Raw genomic sequence first — 21,492 nt, forward strand, 5'->3', positions numbered from 1 at the left:
GCAGAACATGAATGATCGACGCGATCTGGGGGCAGAAGGGCGCGTGAGGGGGTGAGGAAGTTGGAGACGGACCAGCTTGAGGCGCTGTCGGCCCAGGAACTGCATGATCGGGCGGTCCGCTACGCCGTGCACCACGGAGACTTCGCCTTCCTGTGGGAACTGCTCAAGGTGATTCCCGCCGCGGAGGCGTCAACCGGGAACGAGGACGAGACGGCCAATGATCTGAGCCGAGTCTCGGCGCTGCTCAGCGACGCCATGGCGTCCGGTGAGGGGGAGCTCGGCGACGCGCTCCGTCCCTTCTACATCGAGTACCTGTCGCAGCACCCCGACGCCTGAGACGCCCGCTCGTGCCGGGCGCCCGCCGTACCGGCCGCCTGGGTAGGGTTGGCCGGGGAACACGGGAGGAGCGTCATGGCTCGGGTGAACGTCGAACGGTCCGAGAACGGCTTCGTGGCCCGCAACGACCGCGGGGCCGAGGTCGTCATGGGCGGCGGCGACGAGCAGGGGGTCTTCACCCCGGTCGAGTTGCTGCTCGCCGCGCTCGGCGGCTGCAACATCGTCACCGTCGAGCCCCTCACCGCCAAGCGCGGGCACCGGCTCGTGCGCCTGGCGATGACCGTCCAGGCGGAGAAGGTCGAGCCGACGCTGCTCGGCCCGATCACCGTCACCTACGACGTCGAGCTCCCCGAGGGGGACGACGCGGCCGACGAGGTCTTCCGTGCCGTGGCCAAGCGGGTCGAGGAGCGATACTGCACGGTGAGCCGGGCGCTGAGGGAGCAGACCGAGGTCAGGCTCGAACTGCCCGAGTGAGGCTCCTCCCTGAGGAGGACGTCCGGTGATACCGGGTCATCTCCGGGTGTAGGCCCAAAATCAACCCTCGGATGACGTGCTCGTTACGTTCGCTTCTGTACTGTTGAAGCAGGTCAAGGGGTTCTGCGAAGCCCGGGGAGCTACAGCAGGAGACTTTTCACCGGAAACGGACGCGAGGGGGATCGCGTCCTAGAGCGGAGCCGCCGGAGTCTTGGGGGAGGCGAAGGCGGGCCCGCGATGAGGCCGGGGCTGGATGGTTGGGGGACCATTCGGCCCCGGGACCTCTTTCCAGGCGAGGGCCGGGCGGTTGGGGGGCCGCCCGGTCCTCGTCTGTCTTCTCCGGATGTAGCCGATGTGCGCCGCCGTGCGGAGGACTGCTAGAGTTACCTCCGTCGCAGGCGCCGCTAGCTCAGTTGGTTAGAGCAGCTGACTCTTAATCAGCGGGTCCGGGGTTCGAGTCCCTGGCGGCGCACCGCACAAGGCCTCAGGTCAGTGACACTGATCTGAGGCTTTTGATTTTGGCATCGCGCGTGCCTCATGTCCGGAACGCACCTCTGTGCCTCGCTTGGGCGGCTCAGGACCGGTCGGTTTCTGGATGGACGACTACGGCACCAGAGCAACTGATCAGCATTGTTTTCGGATCTGGAGGATTGAAAACTGCTGATTGTGTTGTGATGACGCCATGCACAGCACGCTCGGACCGGACTGGGCCATCAGGGGGCTCAACCAGCGGGCCGGTCGCTATCCGCTGTCGGTTGAGGCGCCGGTACTACGGGCTGTCGAAGCGCTCGTGCCCGGGGTGTCGACACTGACGCGCTACATCCGCTACTACGCCTTCTACGCCGCGCTGGCGGCTCACTGCGCTGAGAAGAACCTGGATGACGAGGGGTGTCGGCGGCTATTGCGGTGTGGTGAGGTGGTCTTCGCGGCAGCCCATCACGAGGTACCGGCGGAGACGCCCCCCGGCCCCGCTCACGGTATCGACCGCGTTCGTGCCTTCTACGGGGATCGGCTGGATCTCGCCCGGGCCGCGGCCGAGGGCAAGGACTCGTATTCACCACGTTCCCGAGGCTTCTGGGAACAGTACGGGGGACCTAGCGCGGTCCTTGGCACCACAACGCTTGACGAGGGGGCGCTGCGGCCCGGACGACACTCTTGCCCTCACGACGTGCGACTGCTGTTCCAACCGGTCTTCTCCCTGGCCGAGGCCGATTCGGTGTCTTCCGAGGAACTGGCGGCTCTCAAGGACGTGACCCTGCAGTCGGAACGAAGGCCCGAGGCGCCGTGGATGGTTGATCTATTCACCGCCTCACGGGCGGGAAGGCACGATCCCGCCGAGTGGGAACCCGATGACCTGATTCGACGGGCCAGCCTTCGTGTTCTCGCCCGAGCCGTTGAACTCTACGGTGCGGAAGGCGGTTCGTTCGAGGAGGTGTTGCGCTCGGCCGTGGCGTTCGGCGACCAGATCGACGTGGATCCAGTGCTGTCGTCGATCGAACAGAGCCAGGGATGGCGTGGCGTCCTCCTGCGTCATTACTCGATCGGCGCCTGGCGGCGCCTGTGGGCTGCTCTGGTCGCCTCGATAGGAGGAGAGGACGGCGACGCGGATCGAACCCGGGATGAACTGCGCGCGTGGCTGGCTGACCAGCTCGATGACATGCCCGTCGGCGTCGTTCTGGATGAGCTGGGTCCCCTGCAGGACAGCTCAGGACACCCGCTGCCCCGGGAACGTCAGCTGCTGGCGGCAGGGGACCGGCGCGAGCCGCTCACCAACGTCAAACTGCTTCTGGCAGGCGCGCTGCGAGCGCAGGAGTTGACGGGCATAGCTCAGAAGACGTTTCTCGGCCCCAGACGACGTGGAATGGGCGAGATCCTTGATCCAACATGGGTGCGTTTCCTGGCGGAGGATTACCGTGCCCGCTCCTTTAAGGACCTGGGCGCTCGGTTGGTGGATGACATGCTCGCCCAAGCAGCCCGGATCGCACGGGCAAAGATGCGCCGTGACCCGGCGACCGGCAGGCTGCTGCTGTTCTCCCGTGTCCACGAGCGCAACGACCGCTTCTTCAAAACGAGCAACGAAGGCGACGGTGACATCGGCCTGCGCGTTCAGCAACTCGGCGACTTCTCCCTGCAGTTGAACCTCTTCGACACCATTGGGGGCGGATGGACCGTCACCTCCGAGGCCCGCACCGCGCTGGAGCTGGTATGACCGAGGAGACGTCGAGCTGGCGTTTCGCCTCCCCCCTATCGCTGGTCAACGACTGGCGCGACCGTGCCGACCAGGCGTCCCTGCGTGAGCTGGTGTTGTTCGGTTTCACCGTCGATCTGCCCTTTCTTGAGCAGGTCGTCGTCCCCACCGCCCGTGTGCTGGGCGCACGGATCACAGTTCTGGGCGACGCGGGCCAGGGGATGTACGACCCGATAGACGTTCGCCTGGCGGGCAGTTCCTACCTGCACAGCCTGGTCTCCTGCACCGGGGCGTTCCACCCGAAGCTCGCTCTGCTCATCGGCGAGGAAGACGTGTGGATGGCCGTCGGCTCCGGTAATCCCACCCTGTCCGGATGGGGGGCGAACGACGAGCTGTGGACCGTCGTCGCCTCCGATGACGGTGGCGTACACCCTGCGATCGCTCAGGCTGGGGAGTGGCTTTACCGGCTGGCCACCACGCCTGAGGTGAAGATGGCGCCGTGGTGCGCCGAGCTTCTGTGGCACATCGCCACAGACCTCACCGGTCGCCCGATCACAGACGGTATGACAGAGGTCAGACTTCTGGACAACCTTGATCTGGCGTTCTTCGATCAGCTTCCCCGGGGGCCTGTGGACGAACTGTGCTTGTACGCCCCCTTCATCGACCCTACGGGGGAGGCTGTCAGGCGTCTGATCGAGCGTTTCGAACCTCGGGAGACGATCCTCGCAGTGCAGCCCCGATGGACCAGCTATGACGGCAGCGCTCTGCTCAACGCCCTCGCCGGTCACACGGTCCGGTTACGCCTGTTGTCCGAGACCCATCTACGGCACGGCAAGCTGATCCAATGGCGTGTCGGTGACAGGCGGCTCGGGCTCGTGGGCAGCCCCAATCTCAGCCGTGGCGCCCTGATGCGCTCGACCACTGAGGGCGGTAACTGCGAGCTGGCCGTACTCTCGCCTCTTTCCAAAGACCTGATGCCCTCGGGGGAATCCGCGAGCCGTGAGACTATGACGGGCCGCTCCACGATCAGGCCGTCACGGTCATCGCCGTCCCTGGTGTTGCTTGGCGCGTTGGTGCACAGCAATGGACTGGAAGTGACGCTGGCGAGGCCGCAATCGGTGGATGTCAGAATCGACAGTTCGCCGGACGGCTCCCCCCAGTCGTGGCGGGCAGTCGGCGTCATACCGGCTGGGGAGGTGGCTCTGTTACTGACGGTGCCCGAGGCTCCGGGCTCGGTTATCCGTGCGGTCATGCACCGGGCCGGCATCGGTGCGGTGGAGTCTCCACCAGTTTTCGCGGTCAGTCCGGCACGGTGCGCACCCCGCGTCGCGGGAGAGCAGGAGCCCCGCCTTCGCCGGGAGTACACCGTCGAGGAACTCTTCACCGACCCCGTGCTCGCACGGCGGTTCACCGCGGATCTCGTCCAGCTGGTGGAGGTCCTGCCGCGGGGCGTCCGCGTCCGGTCGGAGGCGGGCAGCGGTGACGGTGTCGCCGTCGGATCCTCGATCGAGGACAGGTGGACCGCTCATCTGGAGGAATGCAGAAGGATCCTCGGAACCTCGTTCACCAGGTTGATATATGGGCTCGGAGCCTTTGGACTGCCGGACTCCTCACGGCTGTCCCTCTGGAATCACGTCTCAAGCGTCAAAGATGAAGGAGAGGAGGAGGACGACCCCCAGGAGGGTGCCGACGCTCCGGGGGAGGTGGAATCCGCGGATCGCCATCTCTACCGGCAATGGGCTATGCGCTGGGTCGATGCGGTGACCCGCAAGGACGCCGAGCTTCCGCCGCTGCTGACGCGCATGCTGATAGCCGGCATCTACATCAAGCTGCTGGCCGCCGGTTTGTGGCGTCTTTCGGACGACTCCTGGCGAGAACCTCTCGGTCGGCTCGCCCAAGCCCTCGTACCCCACGACGGTGACAACGTGCCTGTCGAATCCCGCGGTCGGCTGTGTGCGGTGACTGCCACCTGTGCGGCTCTGCTGTGTCAGGACGTCTTCCTCACCGGTGGGAGACCGAACGATCTTCTCGCCGCTCGTGTCTGGGCCACCGTCAAACCCTTGATCGCCGAGGCGGACCCTGAGCTGGCGGAAGACATGCTTCTCCCGCCTGTTCAGCCCCGCGCTCGCGTGGTCTCGGCCGGGAGCCTCCGTCGTCTCATCGAGCTGGCCGCCACCGACGACCCTCTCGCCGAGATGAGAGCCGAGATCGACGCGGCCGGCTGGGAAGTCACCGAAGAAGGCGGGGTGTGGGAGATCACCGGGAGTTTCAGCAATCCCACCCTGGTCGCGGCACGCTTGGCCACAGAGATCGGCAAGTCAGGAAAACCAGCTGTGGTTCTGGCAAGGGCCGGGACGAAACAGACTCTGATCGTGTGGCGGTCACCTGAGTTGGTACTTCTGTCTGATCCTGGACGAACGTGGCGGGTCTACAACATCACGGCATCGTTCTCACCCGAGTCCCGCTTCGCCTCGGCGGACATCGGTTCTGTTCCCGGCCTCATCGGTAAACCGCGGGGTGTCTATCTCGCGCCGTCCGCCGAGGTGAATCGTGTGATCAGTAGCTGCGGCTTCGAGACTGTCGCGCTGCGTGACCTGGTCCTCCGGGGTAGAACACACGATGACGCGCCCGAAGGCGGAAACGTGCCCCTGAAGTCGCTGAACCGGAGATCGAACGGTGGAGCTTCTCGGTAGGTGATGGGCGACTCCCGTTAGCGGCCGTCACCTTGGGAGTGAGGGCCCGGAAGAGATGTCTACCGGGCGATCGATCGGGGTTCGAGTCCCTGGCGGCGCACCGCACACGAACGAGGCTCAGGTCATCTCGACCTGGGCCTCGTTCGTGTTTCCCGGCGGAGGGTCTCACCCCGGCGCCAGGCGTTCGGTGGACGGCGTGTTCCTTGGCGGTCCCACGACGGTGCGGATCGCCAGGTAGATCAGCAGTCCCATGGGGGAGAGCAGAAGCGTGAAGACCAGCAGCGGTCCCATCAGCAGCGGGTGGACCCGGCGCTCCCTGGAGTCGAGATACATCCAGCGGGCGATGAACACGTCGAAGGCGATGACGTGCGCCCACAGGATGGCGGCGCCGTCCCTTCGCCCGAAGAAGGCGGTGATCAGGTCCAGGTCGGGCCTGCTGACCACCTCCCACAGGTCGGGGAAGCGCGGGATGGCCAGCGTCAGGTAGATCGCCAGCTGCGGCAGGATGATCAGTGGCGAGGAGATGATCCGGTGGGTGATCGACCAGGTCGGGGCGAAGACCATCAACGCCCAGAACGGCACGGTCAGCGGGAAGGTGATGGTGAAGAGGGTGTCGACCGTCATGACAGCCCCTTCCCCACGGCCGCGCGCACGAGCGGCTGCCTGCGTCCGAACGTCACGACCAGTCCCGCGGCCACGACGACCGCGCCGGCCAGGGCGGCCAGGGCGGTCAGGGTGAGGGCGTCGGGGTGGATCAGCGGCTGGGCCCGGCGCGCCTGCCAGGTCAGCAGCACCACGAGCCCGGCGTAGCCGAGCCCGGCGGTCCACACCAGGCCGAGCCGTACACGCTCGGGGGCGAGCGCGGGCAGGCGGCGGGAGAGCGCGGTGAGCAGGAACGCGAGCACCGGCATGACCTGCAGCGCGTGCAGGCCGATGGCGTGGGGGACGCGCATGTCGCCTCCCGTGGTGCTCCAGCCGAGGATCGGCATGCCGGGGCCGCCGTCGGGGACGCCGACGCTGTGCGCGCCCGCGGCCAGGGTTCCCGCGGCGGCGGCCTCTGCGCGCCCGGTGCCGCCCACCATGTAGTAGGCGACCATCATGCCCAGCAGGCAGACCAGCAGCCCGAAGCGCAGCCCGGCCGTGGTCACCCGGTCACCGGTCTGCTGACGCAGCGCGAGCACCGCGACGACCATGGTGACGACCGCGAGCATCGTGACGAGCATGCCCATGACGCCGAAGACGGCGGCGTCCTGGGGGGTGCTGATGTTGAAGTGACTGTGCCTGCCCCGCGCGGCCTGCACGACGATGAGCCCGACCCCGACCGTGGTGAGCCCGACGATCGCGGTCCCGGTCTTCCTGGCCAGTTCGGGCGTACGGCCGAGCATCGGCAGCAGCCAGGCGAGCGTCAGGCTGTAGACCATGAACGACAGGGCGAACTTGAACGGCTTGAGCCAGACGGAGGCGCCGTCGAGGGTGCGCTCGTCAACGAGCATGCCGGCCGCGCTGAACACGGCGAGGCCGGTCAGCACGGCGCTGAACACGACGAGTGGGCGATGCCAGCCGGAAACGAGGCGGAGGGTGCGTGTCACGGCACCTCCCAGCAATGGATAATCATGTATCGATAGTAGCGCGATCCATAATTTGCTTCAGGCTGGTGAGAGGGGGCGGTGCGGCGTGCGCCGACCGCAGGAGCGGATGGGTGGGAGCCGTCCCGATCGCCTTGTTGACCGCGTCGATGCGGGAGACGGCCGACAGCTTGCCGAAGATGTTGCGCAGGTGCCGTTTGACGGTCCCCTCGGTGATCGCCAGCTGAACGGCGATCTGCCGGTTGCTGAGCGCCTTGGCGACCAGCGCCAGGACCTCCTGCTCGCGTTCGGTGAGGACGCCCTGCGGAGCGGCGCGCGGAGCCGGGGCGATCGCCTGGGAGACCAGCACCGTCACCCCGTGGCGCCCGGCGTGCACGCTGCGGATGGCCACCAGCAGCTCCTGGCTGCGGATGGCCTTGTGCAGGTATCCGTGAGCGCCGGCGGCCAGCAGGTCCTGGACCAGTTGGGGGTCGTCGTGCATGCTCAGGATGATCACTTTGGGCGGCGGCGATATCTCCAGGAGGCGAGGCATGGTCCGCGCGGGATGGTGGTTGGGCATCTCCACGTCGAGCAACACGATGTCCGGCCTGGTACGGGCGGCGAGCGAGATCACCCCGGGGCCGTCAGAGGCGTCCCCCACGACGTGGAAGTCCTCCTCGGCCCTCAGTACCTGACAGAGGGCGTCTCGGAACAGGGTGTGGTCGTCGGCGACGAGAATCCGAATCCGATCATTTGATTCCGGCATGACAAAGCTCCTGGAAGCGGGACCCATATCCGGAGCCGCGTGCCTGCGGACAGGCGGCTGGCGAGGTGGAAAACCCCGTGTAGTAGCTCGATGCGCTCTCTCATGGAGGAGAGCCCCGCGCTGTTCTCCTTGTCCTTGACGATCAGCCCCGTGCCGTCGTCGTCGACCGTCGCGAGAAGGTCTCCTGAGACGATGTCCACACGGGTGACGACCTTGCCGGCCTTGGAGTGCGCGAAGGCGTTGCGCATGCCCTCGCGGAGCACCGCGAAGATCTCGCTCCTGTAGTGGTCGGGCAGCAGGCGCTCGTCCCCGTGGACGGCGACGCTCACCTCGGTCTCCGCCGGTGCGGCGTCCCGGGCGAACTCCTTCAGGGCGACCGCGAGAGGAGGTTCGGCCACGCGCAGCCGGAGCCCGGAGACCAGCCTCCTCGCACCCTGGGAGATCTCGAAGAGCGCCTGGCGGATGTTTCTGATGTCCGCCTCCATGCCCTCGGCCTGCCGCTGGCTCTCGAACAGGTCGAGGTGGAGAAGGGCCATGCTGACGCCGCTGCCGATCCAGTCGTGGATGTCCCGCGCGAGCCGGTGACGGTCGTCGATCTGGGTCTCGTGGATGCGGTCGAGCGTCATGGCGTCCCGCTTGGCGGCCAGGACCTGGGTGAGGGCGAGAATGCCCCGGTTGAGGGTCGTCAGGAACGCCCTGCGCAGCTCCGCCTCGTCCGGATGGCCGTCCAGGATGGAGGGCAGGCGGTCGCACGCCGCGTCGAACAGCTCCGTCCAGCCGAGTGCGGCCTCCAGGGGGTCGATCTGGCTGGTGGCGTGGGCGGGCAGCTCGGTGAACCGCGGGGGGGTTCTCCGCTCCCCGCTCTTGAGCGTCTCAGCGCACTCCGTAAGTACCAATTCGGCCTGTAACCGACATTCCTCCCAGATCTCAGGGCTTCTGACCAGCGGGCTGGACAGCTCCCGCAGGCGGGCTTCGTACACTTCAAGTATTGCTGAACTGTTTAACGTGAATCGCTGGTGAGGTGTGAGCAGTGCGCCGATACTGGTCCCTTGCATCGTCATCCCCGTGCATTTCAATGGACGAACTTCGAGCATGTACGGACCGATCCGCTACGGCTGGTCTGGCTGCAATGAAGTAAGCGAACCATGGAATGCATTGCTGGACTCGTTCCCCCGAACGCCAGCGTAGCCGGTCCTGCTCCTAACATTATCTAGGCAAGGCGTATCCCGTGCAACGTTAATGACACTCCAAAAACAAAATATGACTGTATTCGAGGCACCACGGTCCGCACTGACTGGGGGTGCGGCCGTCGGCAAACATATAGGAAGGCTCACATTTCAATTGCCGACGACCGCTCCCAGCTGGGATTGTGCGCTTGTGTGCTATGTCATTAAGGCCGAATCATATTTCATGAAGTTTCAACGACGTCGTCTGGCCTGGTCCTCCAGTGCCGGATGACGCCAACCGGCGTCGTGCGGGTTGAGCGTGACACCGGGCGGAACGATCTTGTCGATCTCGTCGAGCACCTCCGCGGTGAGGGTCACCTCCGCCGCCGGGAGCTGGCTGTCGAGGTGCTCCGCCGTACGGGGGCCGATGATCACCGAGGTGACGGCCGGGTGCTGGAGCACGAAGGCGAGCGACAGCTCGATCAGGCTGACGCCCGTCCGCTCGGCGAGCCCGGCCAGCGCCTCGACCGCCTCCAGCTTGCGCTGGTTCTCGGGCAGCTGCATGTCGTAGCGCTCCGGCAGCACGAAGCTGCGGATGGTGAACGGCAGTTCCCTGTCCTTGCGGTAGGTCCCGCTCAGCCAGCCGCCCGCCAGCGGGCTCCAGGTGATGACGCCGGTGCCGAGGTCCTCGCACACCGGGAGTACGTCGCCCTCGATCCCGCGTACCAGCAGTGAGTACGGCGCCTGCTCGCAGACGAAGCGCTCCCTGGCCCGGAACTGCGAGGTCCAGTGCGCCTCGACGAGCAGGTGGGCCGGGAAGGTCGAGGTGCCGAAGTAGCGGATCTTCCCGGCGCGGACCAGGTCGGTGAGCGCGCCGAGGGTCTCGTCGATGTCGGTGGTGAGGTCGGGACGGTGGATCTGGTAGAGGTCGATCCAGTCCGTGCCGAGCCGGCGCAGGCTGTTCTCGACCTCCTGGAAGATCCACCGCCGGGAGTTGCCGCGCGAGTTCGGGTCGTCACCCATCGGCATGTGGCACTTGGTGGCGAGCACCACCTTGTCCCGCGCGCCCAGGTCGGCCAGGGCGCCGCCGACGAGCTGCTCCGACTCGCCCCCGGAGTAGTTGTCCGAGGTGTCGACGAAGTTCACGCCCGCGTCGAGCGCCGTACCGATGATCTTGGTCACCTCGCTCTGCTCCGAGGTGCCCCAGGAGCCGAACATCATGGCGCCCAGGCAGATCTTGCTCACCTTCAGCCCGGTACGGCCGAGCACGCGGTATTCCATGGTGGTCACGGGTCACACTCCTGCGGGGCGGGGCGCCAGGTCGATGTCGTCGGCGTCGCTGGCCTCGCGCACGCCGAATCTCTCCCACACCCGCTTGAGCGGGGCGGGTGCCCACCACGCGGCGTGGCCGAGCAGGCGCATCGTGGCGGGGACGAGCAGGCCGCGGACGATCGTCACGTCGACGACGACCGCGATGAGCAGGCCGACGCCGGCCATCTTCATGAACGTGATGCCGGAGATCACGAAGCCGCCGACGACCACGGCGAGCAGCAGGGCGGCGCTGGTGATGATCCTCGCCGTGTGCTGGACGCCCAGGGCGATGGACTCGACCGGGTCGCCGGTGCGCTCCATCTCCTCGCGGATGCGCGACAGCAGGAAGACCTCGTAGTCCATGGCCAGGCCGAAGGCGATCGCCACGATCAGCACCGGGAAGTTGACGTCGATCGCGCCGACCGGGACGAAGCCCAGCAATCCGGACAGCCAGCCGTCCTGGAAGATCAGCTTGATGGCGCCGAAGGAGGCCGAGAGCGACAGGAGGTTGAGCACGATCGACTTCAGCGGCAGCACCACCGAGCCGAAGGCGAGGAACAGCACCACGAAGGAGACCACCGCCACGAACAACGCCATCCACGGCATCCGGGAGATGACCATGTCGACGATGTCCACCCGGGAGGCGGGCATTCCGGTGAAGGAGGCCTTGGTGCCGGGCGGCGGGGCGACCGCGCGCAGGTTCTCGACCATCGTGCGGGCCTCGGGGGACATCGGGTCGATCGAGTAGCCCATGGCGAGCCTGGCCTGGTCGGCCGCGGTGCCGGTCACCCGCGCGCTGTCCACGTTGGCGACCGCGTCGAGCCTGCGGGCGTAGGCGTCGAGGGCGGCGGTGTCGGCCTTGCCCTCGACGACCGAGGTCACCAGCTTGGCCGGGTCGTGTGAGAAGTCGGTGGCCAGCTTCTGGGTCACCAGGCGGGCATCGGCCTGCATGGGCAGCACCCAGTCACCGGGACGCGCCCAGTTGACGCCGAGGAAGGGCAGGCCCAGGCCGACCAGCACGACCACGATGACGGCGGTGAAGGCCAGCGGGCGTCGCATGACGGACTGGGTGAGCCGGTACCAGCGGCCCTCGGTCGCCGGGACGGTCGTGACCTGGCCGCGGCGCTCCTTGCGGCCGTTCACCCGGGGCCCGGCGTAGCGCAGCACCGCGGGCAGCACGGTGAGCGTCGCCAGTACGGCCAGCAGCGTGACGCCCGCCCCCGCGAAGCCCATCGAGAGCAGGAACCTGGACGGGAAGACCGTCAGGCCGGCGAAGGACATGGCGACGATCAGGCCGGAGAAGGCGATGGTGCGGCCCGAGGTGACCATGGTGCGCCGTACCGCCTCGTCGACGGAGTGGCCGTTGCGCATCTCCTCTCGGAACCGGTTGACCATGAGCAGGGCGTAGTCGATGGCCAGACCGAGGCCCAGGATGCTGATCACCTGGATCGCGAACGTCGAGATGTCGGCGAAGAAGGTGACGAAGCGCAGCACGGCGAACGAGCCGAAGGCCGCGGTGAAGCCGATGAGCAGTGGCAGCGCCGCCGCTATGAAGCTGCGGAAGATCAGCACCAGCAGGATGAGCAGGAGGGGGACCGACAGCGACTCGGCGAAGATCAGGTCGCGCAGCGTCTGCCGGTTCACCTGGTCGGTCATCGAGGTCAGGCCGCCGAAGCGGACGGTCAGGCCGTCGACCTTGAGTTTGTCCTGGATCGCGCGCAGCTGCAGCACGCGTTGCTGGTCGTTGCTGGAGTTGAGCTGGATCGCGACGTAGGTCGCGTGCTTGTCCTTGGAGACGAAGTCCGGGGACTTGGTCGTCCAGTAGGTCTCCAGGCGCAAGACGTTGTCACGGGGAACCGCGGCCAGGGCGCTCTGGAGGGGGCCGGAGAAGGCGGGGTCGTCGACTGTCTTGTCCGGGCTCTCGTAGAGCACCACGAGGTCGTTCGCGTACCGGCCGAGGGGGCCCGCGACGATCTCGTCCGCGTGCACCGACTCGCTGCCCGGGTCGTCGAAGCCCGCGCCGCCACCGAGCCTGCTCAGCACGCCCGAGCCCCATCCGCCTGCCACGACGGTGAAGAGCAGGGTGCCGATGACGACCCATAGTCGGCGTCTCGCGGCGAACCTGCCAAGTGCGGAGAACATCAGTCCCCTCCCATTGGACGCCAGTGGATAGTGGATATCACTACTATCGATAAAAACCCGATAGTGATAATATCTACTATCTGTGCGAGTCTTCGCAAGGTCCTTTGAGATGGAGGCGTCTTGTGAATGTGCGAGGCGGCGGCCTGTCCACGTTCCTGATCACCGGGGTTGCGGCCTTCATGGCGTCGATGGACAACCTCGTCGTCACCACCGCGTTACCGACTATTCGTGACCGCTTCAACGCCTCACTTGAGAGCCTTGAGTGGACGGTGAACGCCTACACGCTGACATACGCGATCTTCCTGCTCACCGCGGCGATCCTCGGGGATCGCTTCGGGCGGCGCAGGGTCTTCGTCGGCGGCGTCACCCTGTTCACCCTGGCCTCGGCGGCCGCGGCCATGGCCACCTCCGCGGAGTGGCTCGTCCTGGCGCGGGCCGTGCAGGGCGTCGGAGCCTCGGTGATCTTCCCCCTCGCGCTGACCCTGGTGGTGCAGTCCGTGCCACAGGAGCGCAGGGGCATGTCCATCGCCGGGCTCAGCGGCATGAGCGGCCTGGCCATCGCCGTCGGCCCCTGGATCGGCGGCATGATCGTCGAACTCGGCGACTGGCACTGGGTGTTCTGGATCAACGTCCCCATCGGGGTGATCCTGGTGCCGCTCGCGCTGCGCATACTGACCGAGAGCCACGGCCCCTACAGCCGTCTCGACGTCCGGGGAACCCTGCTGGTCACGCTCGGCCTGCTCGGCGTCGTCTTCGGCATGGTGCGCAGCACCACCCTCGGCTGGGGAAGCCCGCAGGTGATCGCCCCCGTCGCGGCCGGAGCCGCGCTGCTGGTCTGGTTCGTCCTCTTCGAGGGCCGGGTCCCCAACCCGGTCGTGCCGCCCCGCCTGTTCCGCAGCAGGGGGTTCACCCTGTCCAACCTGGTCGCGCTGCTCGTCCAGGGCGGCATGTTCGGCGCGGTCTTCCTGCTGACGCAGTTCCTGCAGCACGTGCTGAACTTCTCGCCCATGGGGGCCGGGCTGCGCACGCTGCCGTGGACGATGATGCCCGTCCTCGTCGCCCCGCTCGCGGGCATGTTCGGCGAGCGGCTCGGCGTCAGGCGGCTCATGGTGGCCGGCGCGGTCCTTCAGGGCGGGGCGCTGGCCTGGTTCGCGCTGGTGGTCTCCTCCGAGGTCTCCTACCTCGTGCTGCTGCCCGGAATGGTGGTCGCGGGACTGGGCATGGGTCTGTTCTTCGCGCTCAGCGCCAGGCAGACGCTGGACTTCGTCTCCGTCGAGGAGGAGGGGGTCGCCTCCGGCGTCAACAGCTCCATGCGGCAGGTCGGCGTGGTCATGGGCATCGCCGTACTGTCCGGGCTCTTCGCCGCCACGGGCGGCTACTCGGGGCCTGAGGAGTTCGTCTCCGGCCTGCGGCCCGCGCTGTGGGCGGGCACCGTCATCCTCGCCCTGGGAGCCCTCGCCGCACTGTTCACCCCGGCCCGTCCCCCCGCTCCGGTCGCCCGGATCGAGGAAATCAAGCCGCTCAGAACCGTGGAAAGTGGATAGCGGAGGGTTCGCTGTCTATCCTGAATCGATTCGATGCGGTCAAGGCCGTTCCTCCGGTCGTCTCCGCCCACTGGGAAGACGGCCGGGGGACGTGGCAGGGGGAGGGGAGGAGAGGTATGCGGATCGCGGAGCTGAGCCGTCGCAGCGGAGTGCCGATCCCGACGATCAAGTACTACATGCGGGAAGGGCTGCTGCCGCCGGGTGAGCGGACCAGCCCCAACCAGGCGCAGTACGAGGAGACCCACCTGCGCAGGCTCAAGCTGGCCAGGGCGCTGGTGGAGGTCGGTGGCCTGAGCATCGCCGCGGCGCGCGACGTCCTCACCCTGATGGACTCGCAGATGAACAGCCTCAGCGCGCTCGGCAAGGCCCAGTACGCCCTGACGACCCGTCGCGACCACGTCGAGGACGAGGCCTGGGCCGAGGCGTCCCGCCAGGTCGAGGAGCTCATCGCCAAGCGGGAGTGGCGGGTCGGTCCCCGCAACCCGGCCAGGCTGAGCCTGACCGAGGCGCTGGCCACCATGCACCGCCTGCGGCAGGACGACTACTTCGCCCTGCTCGGGGAGTACGCCGAGACGGTCGGCCATCTGGCCGAGCTGGAGATCACCGCGATCATGGGCAGGCCCGACCTCGACAGCATGGCGGAGGCCGTGGTGATCTGGACCGCGATCGGCGACGCCGTGGTCTCCTCCCTCAGGCGCATCGCCCAGGAGGCGGAGACCGCCCGGCGCTTCGGCGGCTACGTGGACGACTGAGGAGCCCTCCCCCACGAGAGACGAACAGGCGCCGGACCCCGACGGGGTCCGGCGCCTGTCGTCGTTCGGGCTCCGGGTTCAGAAGGGCAGCAGGCAGGCCGCGCCGGGGACCTCGACCGCCGGGGCGCCGTCCAGCGAGAGCAGGCCGGTCTCGGGGTCGACGGTCAGGGAGACGACCGTCCCCGCCGACTGGTTGGCCAGGCGCAGCGTCGTGCCCGACGCGTCGAACACGAGGTCCCAGGGCATCGTGCTGAGCGGCTCCTCGGAGAGCCTGAGGTTCTGCACCGGCTCCAGGTGCGCGCCCTCCTTGTCGACCCGCAGCACGGTGAGGCTCTCGTGGCCCCGGTTGGCGACGTAGACGAACCGGGCGTCCGCCGACAGGACGAGCGCGGACGGGGCGTTCCAGCCGTCCTCCCCGTCGGGGAGCGTGGGAGCGGAACCGGCCGTCCACAGGGCACCCGTCGAGGGGTCGTAGCCGCAGACCGTGACCGTGGAGACCAGCTCGTTGACCACGTAAAGGTAGCGGCCGTCCGGGTGGAAGACCAGGTGACGGGGGCCGGTGCCCGCGCCGAGGTGCACCTGGCTGTGCGGGACCAGCAGCCCCTCGTCGAGGCGGTAGACGTACAGCTGGTCGTTGCCCTTGTCCGGCACGAGCACGCGGTCGCCGGTCGGGTCGGGGACCGTCACGTGCGGGTGCGGGCCGAGCTGGCTCAGCTCGTTGGGGCCGGAGCCGAGGTGCTTGACGGACTGCCGCACCGGGCCGAGGCTCCCGTCGTCGTTGACCGGGAAGACCACGACCTCTCCCGAGTCGTGGTTGGTCGCGTAGACGTGGCCCGCGTGGACGAGGACGTGGATCGTCCCCGCGCCCTCGGTCGGCTGGTCGTTCAGCGGGGTCAGTGACCCGTCGTCCCCGACCGTCAGCGCGAACACCCGTCCCTCGGGGGCGTTGCTCGCGGCGTACAGGGTCCGTCCCGACGGGGACAGGGCCAGGTGGAACGGGTTGACGATGTCGGTGAACGTACCGGTTACCGCGCCCGCCTCGATGACCGTGATCCCCGTCGCGGGGACCTCGGTCCAGGAGTAGGCGCCCACGAAGGTCGGCATCGTGGAGTTCCTCTCTGTTGTCTGGGTCAGTTGAGTGCGACGACGGCCCGGGGGCGGGCCAGGACCTTCTCTCCGCTGCAGCGGACGGTCAGGTCGACGCGGACCCGGGAGCCGTCCAGCTTCTCGGCGACCACGCCGTCGACGACGAGTTCGACGCCCGCCTCGTCGTCCGGGACGACGACGGGCCTGGCGAAGCGGCCCCCGCATTCGAGGACGGCCTGCCGTCCCGCCCAGTCGCTGACCAGCCGCATGGCCACGCCCATGGTGAGCATGCCGTGCGCGATGATCGTGGGCAGGCCCGCCTCCGTCGCGGCGCGCTCGCTCCAGTGGATGGGGTTGAGGTCGCCGGAGGCGCCCGCGTAGCGCACCAGGTCGCCCCGGCGGATCACGTGCGTCAGCCGGGGCAGCGCGGTCCCCGGGGTGACGTCGTCGTATCGAGGCAGCGGTTCAGTCATCGCTCTGCGCAATCAGTGTCGAGGTGGTGGTGCACACGTGCTCGCCCGCGACGGTGCGCAGGTCGCTGGTGAGGGTGACCGTGTCGGTCGAGCCGACGCGGCCGAGCTCGCTGATCGTGACCGTCACGGTCAGCTCGTCGCCGTCCCTGATGGGGCGCCTGTGCTCGAAGCGCTGGTCGCGGTGGAGCAGGCGCGTCAGGTCGAGCCCGAGATCGGGGTCGCTGACGACCTCGACCTCGGCGCGCAGGGTGAGCGCGATGGCGAACGTCGGTGGGGCGGCCGGGTCGTCGCTCGTGTCGCCGATCGCGGCGGCGAACTCGCGGATCTTCTCACGGCCGACCAGATAGGGAACGGTGGCCGGGTAGACCCGGCCGGCGAAGGCCGGATTCAGCGGCACCTCGACCTCCTCGGCTTGAGGGCGGTTGCGGGGGAGACGTAAATCACGCCGGGCGGTCTGGACACGTCCCGACCTGCTTCTCATTGGTGGTGCTATGTCTCTTTGGAGACATCCGATGTGTCTTTAGCGCAGTATCACTATTTGCGGTGGCATATGCAGACTCTCCTCCGTCAGGTCATTTCCCTGGGGGGGAGAGAACATGATCAACTTTTCCATCCTCGGCTCCTTCGAACTGCGGACCGAACAGGGGGTCTGGGTCCCGCGCGGTCCCAAGGTCCGCAGGCTGCTCGCGTTGCTGCTGCTCAGGCCCGGTCAGGTGGTCGACATCGACACCCTGGCCGAGGAGCTGTGGGACGGGGCGCCACCGAAGACCGTGGTCGCGACGATCCGCACGCACGTCTACCACCTGCGCCAGATGCTGGCCAAGGAGAGCGGAGAACCGGGGCTCGCCGATCTGCTGATCACCGAGCCGACCGGCTACCAGCTCCGGGTGACGGAGGACCAGGTGGACGTCCGTCACTTCCAGCGGCTGGTCGCCGACGGCAGGACCGCCCTGGTGGCGGGCCGTACGGCGGAGGCCGCGCGGCTGCTGCGCGAGGCGCTGGGCATGTGGCGGGGGGCGCCGCTGACCAACGTTCCGCTCGGCCCGGTCCTCACCCGTCACGTCGCCCACCTGGAGGAGAAGCGGATGAGGGCCATGGAGCTGTCCGTCGAGGCCGACATGCGCCTGGGCCTGCACCGCGAGCTGATCCCCGACCTGCGCGGCCTGGTGGCGAGCAACCTGCTCAACGAGTGGTTCCACGCCCGCCTCATCGAGGCGCTGCACCTGTCGGGCCGCCGGGGTGAGGCCCTGCTGGCCTTCCGCGACCTGCGCAGGGTCCTGCACGAGGAACTGGGCCTGGAACCGTCCGCCGAGCTGCAGCGGCTCCACCACGAGATCCTGGCCGAAGCCGGGTGAGCCCCCGCCTCCTGTCCCGGCGACGACCGGGAAGGAGGCGGGCGCTACCGCAGCGCCACGATGGTCCTGGGCATGGTGAGAACCTTGCCGCCGTCGCTCCCGCCGAGCCGTACGGCCACGCTGAGCCTGAGCCTGGGCGGCTCCAGCTTCTCCATGACCGTGGCCTCGACCGTCAGCTCGACGCCGACACCGTCGTTGGGCACCGGGACGAGCCGGGGGAACCGGCCGCCGAAGTCGACGACCGCTCCCGCGTCGCCCGCCCAGTCCGTCAGCACGCCCAGCGCCAGGCCCATGGTGAACATGCCGTGCGCGATGGGACTCGGCAGCCCCATCGCCACCGCCGTCCTGTCGTCCCAGTGGATGACGTTGTAGTCGCAGGCGGCGCCGCCGTACCTGACGAGGTCCTTGCGCTCCACCCGGAACGTACGGCCCGGCAGCCGGAAACCCGGCTCGATGTCCTCGTAGCGAGGCCGTGCGGCCGTTTCGACCGTCACCGGACGTCACCCCCCTCCTGGCCGAAGATGACGAACGTCGACCGGCCGGTGCACACATGCTCGCCGTCGGCCGCGGTGAGCGTGCTCTCGTAGGTGACGACGTCGTTGCCCGCCACCGAGTCCACGCCCGCGAGCCGTACCGTCACGGTCAGCACGTCCCCGGCGTGGATGGGCCGGTTGTAGGCGAAGCGCTGCTCGCGGTGGACGAAGCGGTTCTGGTTGGCCGCGCCCAGTTCGGGGTCGTGCACCGCGTCGTGCTCGGCCTCCAGGGTCAGCACCATGGGGAAGCTGGGCGGGGCGATGATGTCCGGATAGCCGAGGGCCCGCGCCGCCTCGGTGTCCCAGCAGGCGGCGTTGCCCTCCCGGACGGCGGCGGCGAACTCCCTGATCTTCTCCCTGCCGACCTCGTAGGGCGCGGTCGGCGGGTAGACCTTGCCGACACACCCCTCGTTCATCGGCATTCGCGCACCACCAGGCAGCCCGCGTTGCCGTCACCGCCGATGGAGGTCACCAGCGCGACACGGGCGTGCTCGGCGGGCTCGGCGCGCCACAGCGCCAGGACCGCGGCGATCTGCAGGGGGACGCTGGCGCTGTACAGCTCGCCGAGCGTCTCGGACACCCGGACCGTGGGCACGGAACGGCCCAGCACCTCGCGCAGCGCCCGCTCCTCGGTCTCCTCGGCGCCGATCTGGCCGGCCGCGCCGACCGCGACGACGTCCACCTCGCCGGGGGAGACCCCGCTGCGCTCAAGCGCCCGCTCGATGCCCGAGCGCAGCCCCTCAAGGCGGCCCTCGGCGTCCCTGGCGCCGTAGTAGCCGACCTCGCAGGCCAGCAGGTCGGCCAGGCCGGTACGGCCCTCGGCGGCGACGGTCTCGCCGTCCTCGACGAGGAAGGCCGCGGCCCCCTCACCGACGGCCGCGTCCTCACGGAGCGCGCCGGACTTGTGCCAGCCCCAGGCCGCCACCTCCGACAGCTCCTCGATGCCGCCGATCAGCAGCCTGCTCGAACGCCCGTCGCCGATCGTGGTGCGGGCGAAGCGCACCGCGGCCAGCCCCGCCGCCTGACCGCCCGACATGACCACGTTCACCCCGGTGAGGGAGTTGCGGATCGCGATCTGGCCGGTGCAGGCGTTGGTGACGACGTTGGGGAACCTGGCGGGGTTGACGAGGTAGGGCTTCTCCTGGAGGAGGGTGTCACGGCCCACCTCAAGCATGCTGACCAGACTGCCGGTGTTGGTCGCCATGACCACCCCGGTGTCGGCGCGCTCCTCGTCGGTGAGGGGCCTGCCGTACTCGTCCAGGGCCAGCTTGCAGGCGATCAGGCCGAGCAGGGTGAAGCGGTCGATGTGACGCAGCCCCTTGCGGCCCAGGTGCTCGGCGACCTTGAGGTCGGGCACCGCCCACAGGGGCCGCGGCGGGTAGCCGTCGGTCACGTCCTCGAAGCCGCTCACCGGCGCGGTGTGCGCCTCGACGCCGGAGCGCAGCGCGCCACCCAGGACGTCCAGGCCCAGGCCCGCGGGTGAGACGACCCCGCAGGCCGTGATCGTCAAAGGTCTGACGGCGACGGTCGTCGTCACGCCACCCTCCCGAAGATCGTAACGACGTTGTTCCCGCCGAACGCGAGACCCTGGTTCTGCACGATGTTCGGTGTGGCCGTACGGGCCTTGCCCGGGACCACGTCGAGCCCGTCGCCCAGCGCCGGGTCGAGCTTGTCCAGGTTCGCGGTCGGCGGCAGGAACCCGTCCTGCAGAGCCTTGCCGCAGACGATCGCGCCGAAGGCGCTGGCGGCGCCCATCGTGTGCCCGATCATCGACTTGATGGAGCTGATCGGCGGGATGCGCTCACCGAACACCTCACGGACCGCGCTGACCTCGGTGTAGTCGTTGGTCGGCGTTCCGGTGCCGTGCGCGCAGATGTAGTCGATCTGCTCGGGCTTGACCCCCGCGTAGCGGTGGGCGATGCGGATGCACTCGGCGATGCTCGGCGCGTCCGGGTTGACCATGTGCCGGGCGTCGCAGTTCACGCCGTAGCCCAGCACCTCGGCGTAGATCGTGGCCCCCCGGGCCACGGCGTGGTCCAGCGGTTCGAGCAGCAGGACCGCGCCGCCCTCACCGGTGAGGATGCCGGAGCGGTTGAGGTCGAACGGCCGGGACAGGTCCTCGGCCAGCGCGCCCAGCCGGTAGAACCCGGCGTGGCAGGCCCGGTTGACCGCGTCCGCCCCGCCGGCCAGCATGAAGTCGGCCTCGCCGGTGCGCACCAGGTCGTAGGCGTAGCCGAGCGCCATGTTGCTCGCCGAGCACGCCGTGGGGATGGTCTGGGCGTCACCGGTGAGCCGCAGCTCGTGGTTGACGGAGTTGGCGATCTGGCTGACCGGTGTCATGGCGGCGAGCCGCCCGTCCACCTCGCCGAGCCCGTCCGTGACCCACTGCTCGACCGCGGCCTGCAGGACCTGGGCCTCGCCCGCGGTGGTCCCCATGATGGAGCCGGCCCGCGAGGCGGACAGCAGCTCCGGGTCGAGCTTCGCGTCCTGTACGGCCAGCCGCGCCGCGGCCGCCGAGAACAGGCTGCTGCGCCCCCAGCGCTCGACGTCGAGCCTCTCCAGGATCGCCTCGGGCTGGAAGTCGTGGACCTCACCGGCCGTCGTGTACGGGAAGTTGCCGGCGTCGAAGCTGGCGATCTTCGAGGCGCCGTTGCGTCCCTCTCGGATGCCCTCGATGAAGTTCTCGACCCCGATGCCTATGCTGCTCACCGCCCCGAGGCCGGTGATGACCACCCGGTGGTGTTCAGACACCCTGGGACTCCCGGCTGTTGATGGTCCCCACGACGTCGAAGACGCCCTGGAGGTTGGGCATGTTCGGCAGCTCGTCCTGCGGCACCACGATCCCGAGCTCCTTCTCGATCCTGGCGAGGATCGTGATGAGCGAGAGGGAGTCGGCGTCGTATTCGTCGATGAAGTGTCCCTCTGCGGTGAGCTCGCCGTCCTCCAGTTCGAGCTCCTGGGAGATGATGCCGCGGATCTTTTCCTGCAGAACGTCCAGAGTCATTATCGGATTCCTTTCGTGAATGCGGATCACCGCTGGAAAACGACATTAGGGGGATGTGGATATAAGGGGCAAGGCGGCGGATCGAAAGTGGTATGCGGGCGCAT

Annotated in this window: 21 protein-coding genes and 1 tRNA gene; 8 read left to right on the plus strand and 14 right to left on the minus strand. The window is 68.2% G+C overall.

From position 1 onward, the window contains the following. Nucleotides 1-51 precede the first annotated feature (51 nt). From ACIBVQ_RS15935 to ACIBVQ_RS15955, 5 genes are all read left to right on the plus strand, one after another. Nucleotides 52-336, plus strand: coding sequence for a hypothetical protein (locus ACIBVQ_RS15935; RefSeq protein WP_352010337.1), 285 nt, complete (start codon nucleotides 52-54; stop codon nucleotides 334-336). A 75-nt stretch (nucleotides 337-411) separates the two neighbouring features. Beyond that, a complete protein-coding gene (locus ACIBVQ_RS15940) occupies nucleotides 412-810 on the plus strand; it encodes an OsmC family protein (RefSeq protein ID WP_399178132.1) in 399 nt (132 codons plus the stop codon). 398 nt (nucleotides 811-1,208) lie between these two features. Further along, a tRNA-Lys gene (locus ACIBVQ_RS15945) sits at nucleotides 1,209-1,282 on the plus strand. Nucleotides 1,283-1,492: 210 nt separating this feature from the next. Then, nucleotides 1,493-3,019 carry a hypothetical protein gene (locus ACIBVQ_RS15950; protein WP_399178134.1) on the plus strand — a complete coding sequence of 509 codons (1,527 nt, stop codon included), beginning with the start codon at nucleotides 1,493-1,495 and terminating at the stop codon, nucleotides 3,017-3,019. Continuing rightward, nucleotides 3,016-5,691 (plus strand): hypothetical protein, encoded by a 2,676-nt coding sequence (locus tag ACIBVQ_RS15955; RefSeq protein WP_399178136.1) that lies wholly within the window; start codon nucleotides 3,016-3,018, stop codon nucleotides 5,689-5,691. Before ACIBVQ_RS15950 ends, ACIBVQ_RS15955 begins: the two co-directional genes overlap by 4 nt. Nucleotides 5,692-5,856: 165 nt before the next feature. Here ACIBVQ_RS15955 and ACIBVQ_RS15960 read toward each other — a convergent pair whose 3' ends face one another. From ACIBVQ_RS15960 to ACIBVQ_RS15985, 6 genes are all read right to left on the minus strand, one after another. After that, nucleotides 5,857-6,315, minus strand: a complete 459-nt coding sequence (locus ACIBVQ_RS15960; RefSeq protein ID WP_352010341.1) for an ABA4-like family protein — start codon at nucleotides 6,313-6,315, stop codon at nucleotides 5,857-5,859. Then, the gene (locus ACIBVQ_RS15965; protein ID WP_352010342.1) at nucleotides 6,312-7,280 is read right to left on the minus strand and encodes a hypothetical protein; all 969 of its coding nucleotides are present in this window, start codon (nucleotides 7,278-7,280) and stop codon (nucleotides 6,312-6,314) included. The genes ACIBVQ_RS15960 and ACIBVQ_RS15965 overlap by 4 nt, the downstream gene beginning before the upstream one ends. Before the next feature lie 22 nt (nucleotides 7,281-7,302). Continuing rightward, on the minus strand, nucleotides 7,303-8,022 hold the full coding sequence (locus ACIBVQ_RS15970; RefSeq protein ID WP_399178138.1) for a response regulator: 720 nt from the start codon (nucleotides 8,020-8,022) through the stop codon (nucleotides 7,303-7,305). Continuing rightward, a complete protein-coding gene (locus ACIBVQ_RS15975) occupies nucleotides 7,941-9,002 on the minus strand; it encodes a histidine kinase (RefSeq protein ID WP_362774012.1) in 1,062 nt (353 codons plus the stop codon). The genes ACIBVQ_RS15970 and ACIBVQ_RS15975 overlap by 82 nt, the downstream gene beginning before the upstream one ends. A 438-nt stretch (nucleotides 9,003-9,440) precedes the next feature. Further along, nucleotides 9,441-10,469, minus strand: a complete 1,029-nt coding sequence (locus tag ACIBVQ_RS15980) for an aldo/keto reductase (RefSeq protein WP_352010733.1) — start codon at nucleotides 10,467-10,469, stop codon at nucleotides 9,441-9,443. Between the two features lie 12 nt (nucleotides 10,470-10,481). Continuing rightward, nucleotides 10,482-12,641: an MMPL family transporter gene (locus ACIBVQ_RS15985; protein WP_386187196.1), complete on the minus strand. Its 2,160-nt coding sequence runs from the start codon at nucleotides 12,639-12,641 to the stop codon at nucleotides 10,482-10,484. 122 nt (nucleotides 12,642-12,763) lie between these two features. Between ACIBVQ_RS15985 and ACIBVQ_RS15990 the strand changes: the two genes are divergently transcribed. Next, nucleotides 12,764-14,185: an MFS transporter gene (locus tag ACIBVQ_RS15990; RefSeq protein ID WP_399178141.1), complete on the plus strand. Its 1,422-nt coding sequence runs from the start codon at nucleotides 12,764-12,766 to the stop codon at nucleotides 14,183-14,185. Nucleotides 14,186-14,301: 116 nt separating this feature from the next. Next, nucleotides 14,302-14,937: a MerR family transcriptional regulator gene (locus tag ACIBVQ_RS15995; protein WP_362909331.1), complete on the plus strand. Its 636-nt coding sequence runs from the start codon at nucleotides 14,302-14,304 to the stop codon at nucleotides 14,935-14,937. 78 nt (nucleotides 14,938-15,015) lie between these two features. On the opposite strand, the gene ACIBVQ_RS16000 is transcribed toward ACIBVQ_RS15995, so the two are convergent. Genes ACIBVQ_RS16000 through ACIBVQ_RS16010 form a run of 3 tightly spaced genes read right to left on the minus strand, consistent with a single transcriptional unit; the run spans nucleotide 15,016 to nucleotide 16,893 of the window. After that, a complete protein-coding gene (locus ACIBVQ_RS16000; protein WP_362909329.1) occupies nucleotides 15,016-16,041 on the minus strand; it encodes a lactonase family protein in 1,026 nt (341 codons plus the stop codon). Between the two features lie 26 nt (nucleotides 16,042-16,067). Further along, nucleotides 16,068-16,496, minus strand: a complete 429-nt coding sequence (locus ACIBVQ_RS16005; protein ID WP_399178144.1) for a MaoC/PaaZ C-terminal domain-containing protein — start codon at nucleotides 16,494-16,496, stop codon at nucleotides 16,068-16,070. Further along, on the minus strand, nucleotides 16,489-16,893 hold the full coding sequence (locus tag ACIBVQ_RS16010) for a MaoC family dehydratase N-terminal domain-containing protein (protein ID WP_399178146.1): 405 nt from the start codon (nucleotides 16,891-16,893) through the stop codon (nucleotides 16,489-16,491). Before ACIBVQ_RS16010 ends, ACIBVQ_RS16005 begins: the two co-directional genes overlap by 8 nt. Before the next feature lie 199 nt (nucleotides 16,894-17,092). Between ACIBVQ_RS16010 and ACIBVQ_RS16015 the strand changes: the two genes are divergently transcribed. Continuing rightward, on the plus strand, nucleotides 17,093-17,851 hold the full coding sequence (locus tag ACIBVQ_RS16015) for a BTAD domain-containing putative transcriptional regulator (RefSeq protein ID WP_399178148.1): 759 nt from the start codon (nucleotides 17,093-17,095) through the stop codon (nucleotides 17,849-17,851). Between the two features lie 44 nt (nucleotides 17,852-17,895). On the opposite strand, the gene ACIBVQ_RS16020 is transcribed toward ACIBVQ_RS16015, so the two are convergent. From ACIBVQ_RS16020 to ACIBVQ_RS16040, 5 genes are read right to left on the minus strand one after another with little or no spacing between them, the layout of a single operon-like run. Next, nucleotides 17,896-18,345, minus strand: coding sequence for a MaoC/PaaZ C-terminal domain-containing protein (locus tag ACIBVQ_RS16020; RefSeq protein ID WP_352010352.1), 450 nt, complete (start codon nucleotides 18,343-18,345; stop codon nucleotides 17,896-17,898). After that, nucleotides 18,342-18,806 carry a MaoC family dehydratase N-terminal domain-containing protein gene (locus ACIBVQ_RS16025; RefSeq protein WP_352010353.1) on the minus strand — a complete coding sequence of 155 codons (465 nt, stop codon included), beginning with the start codon at nucleotides 18,804-18,806 and terminating at the stop codon, nucleotides 18,342-18,344. The genes ACIBVQ_RS16020 and ACIBVQ_RS16025 overlap by 4 nt, the downstream gene beginning before the upstream one ends. Further along, nucleotides 18,797-19,921, minus strand: coding sequence for a beta-ketoacyl synthase N-terminal-like domain-containing protein (locus ACIBVQ_RS16030; RefSeq protein ID WP_399178150.1), 1,125 nt, complete (start codon nucleotides 19,919-19,921; stop codon nucleotides 18,797-18,799). The genes ACIBVQ_RS16025 and ACIBVQ_RS16030 overlap by 10 nt, the downstream gene beginning before the upstream one ends. Further along, a complete protein-coding gene (locus tag ACIBVQ_RS16035) occupies nucleotides 19,918-21,135 on the minus strand; it encodes a beta-ketoacyl-[acyl-carrier-protein] synthase family protein (RefSeq protein ID WP_352010355.1) in 1,218 nt (405 codons plus the stop codon). Before ACIBVQ_RS16035 ends, ACIBVQ_RS16030 begins: the two co-directional genes overlap by 4 nt. After that, complete coding sequence (locus ACIBVQ_RS16040; protein WP_184719879.1) at nucleotides 21,128-21,388, minus strand: acyl carrier protein; 261 nt, start codon at nucleotides 21,386-21,388, stop codon at nucleotides 21,128-21,130. Before ACIBVQ_RS16040 ends, ACIBVQ_RS16035 begins: the two co-directional genes overlap by 8 nt. Nucleotides 21,389-21,492: the final 104 nt, after the last annotated feature.

The organism is Streptosporangium sp. NPDC049376 (assembly GCF_044466505.1).
Classification (GTDB): Bacteria; Actinomycetota; Actinomycetes; order Streptosporangiales; family Streptosporangiaceae; genus Streptosporangium.

What these genes read in the sequence shown, in the direction of transcription:
- ACIBVQ_RS15955 (WP_399178136.1), top strand. Translation starts at nt 3,016, where the DNA reads ATGACCGAGGAGACGTCGAGCTGGCGTTTCGCCTCCCCCCTATCGCTG.
- ACIBVQ_RS16005 (WP_399178144.1), bottom strand. Translation starts at nt 16,496, where the DNA reads ATGACTGAACCGCTGCCTCGATACGACGACGTCACCCCGGGGACCGCG.
- ACIBVQ_RS15980 (WP_352010733.1), bottom strand. Translation starts at nt 10,469, where the DNA reads ATGGAATACCGCGTGCTCGGCCGTACCGGGCTGAAGGTGAGCAAGATC.
- ACIBVQ_RS15940 (WP_399178132.1), top strand. Translation starts at nt 412, where the DNA reads ATGGCTCGGGTGAACGTCGAACGGTCCGAGAACGGCTTCGTGGCCCGC.
- ACIBVQ_RS15950 (WP_399178134.1), top strand. Translation starts at nt 1,493, where the DNA reads ATGCACAGCACGCTCGGACCGGACTGGGCCATCAGGGGGCTCAACCAG.
- ACIBVQ_RS15970 (WP_399178138.1), bottom strand. Translation starts at nt 8,022, where the DNA reads ATGCCGGAATCAAATGATCGGATTCGGATTCTCGTCGCCGACGACCAC.
- ACIBVQ_RS15985 (WP_386187196.1), bottom strand. Translation starts at nt 12,641, where the DNA reads ATGTTCTCCGCACTTGGCAGGTTCGCCGCGAGACGCCGACTATGGGTC.
- ACIBVQ_RS15995 (WP_362909331.1), top strand. Translation starts at nt 14,302, where the DNA reads ATGCGGATCGCGGAGCTGAGCCGTCGCAGCGGAGTGCCGATCCCGACG.
- ACIBVQ_RS15960 (WP_352010341.1), bottom strand. Translation starts at nt 6,315, where the DNA reads ATGACGGTCGACACCCTCTTCACCATCACCTTCCCGCTGACCGTGCCG.
- ACIBVQ_RS16015 (WP_399178148.1), top strand. Translation starts at nt 17,093, where the DNA reads ATGATCAACTTTTCCATCCTCGGCTCCTTCGAACTGCGGACCGAACAG.
- ACIBVQ_RS16000 (WP_362909329.1), bottom strand. Translation starts at nt 16,041, where the DNA reads ATGCCGACCTTCGTGGGCGCCTACTCCTGGACCGAGGTCCCCGCGACG.
- ACIBVQ_RS16040 (WP_184719879.1), bottom strand. Translation starts at nt 21,388, where the DNA reads ATGACTCTGGACGTTCTGCAGGAAAAGATCCGCGGCATCATCTCCCAG.
- ACIBVQ_RS16025 (WP_352010353.1), bottom strand. Translation starts at nt 18,806, where the DNA reads ATGCCGATGAACGAGGGGTGTGTCGGCAAGGTCTACCCGCCGACCGCG.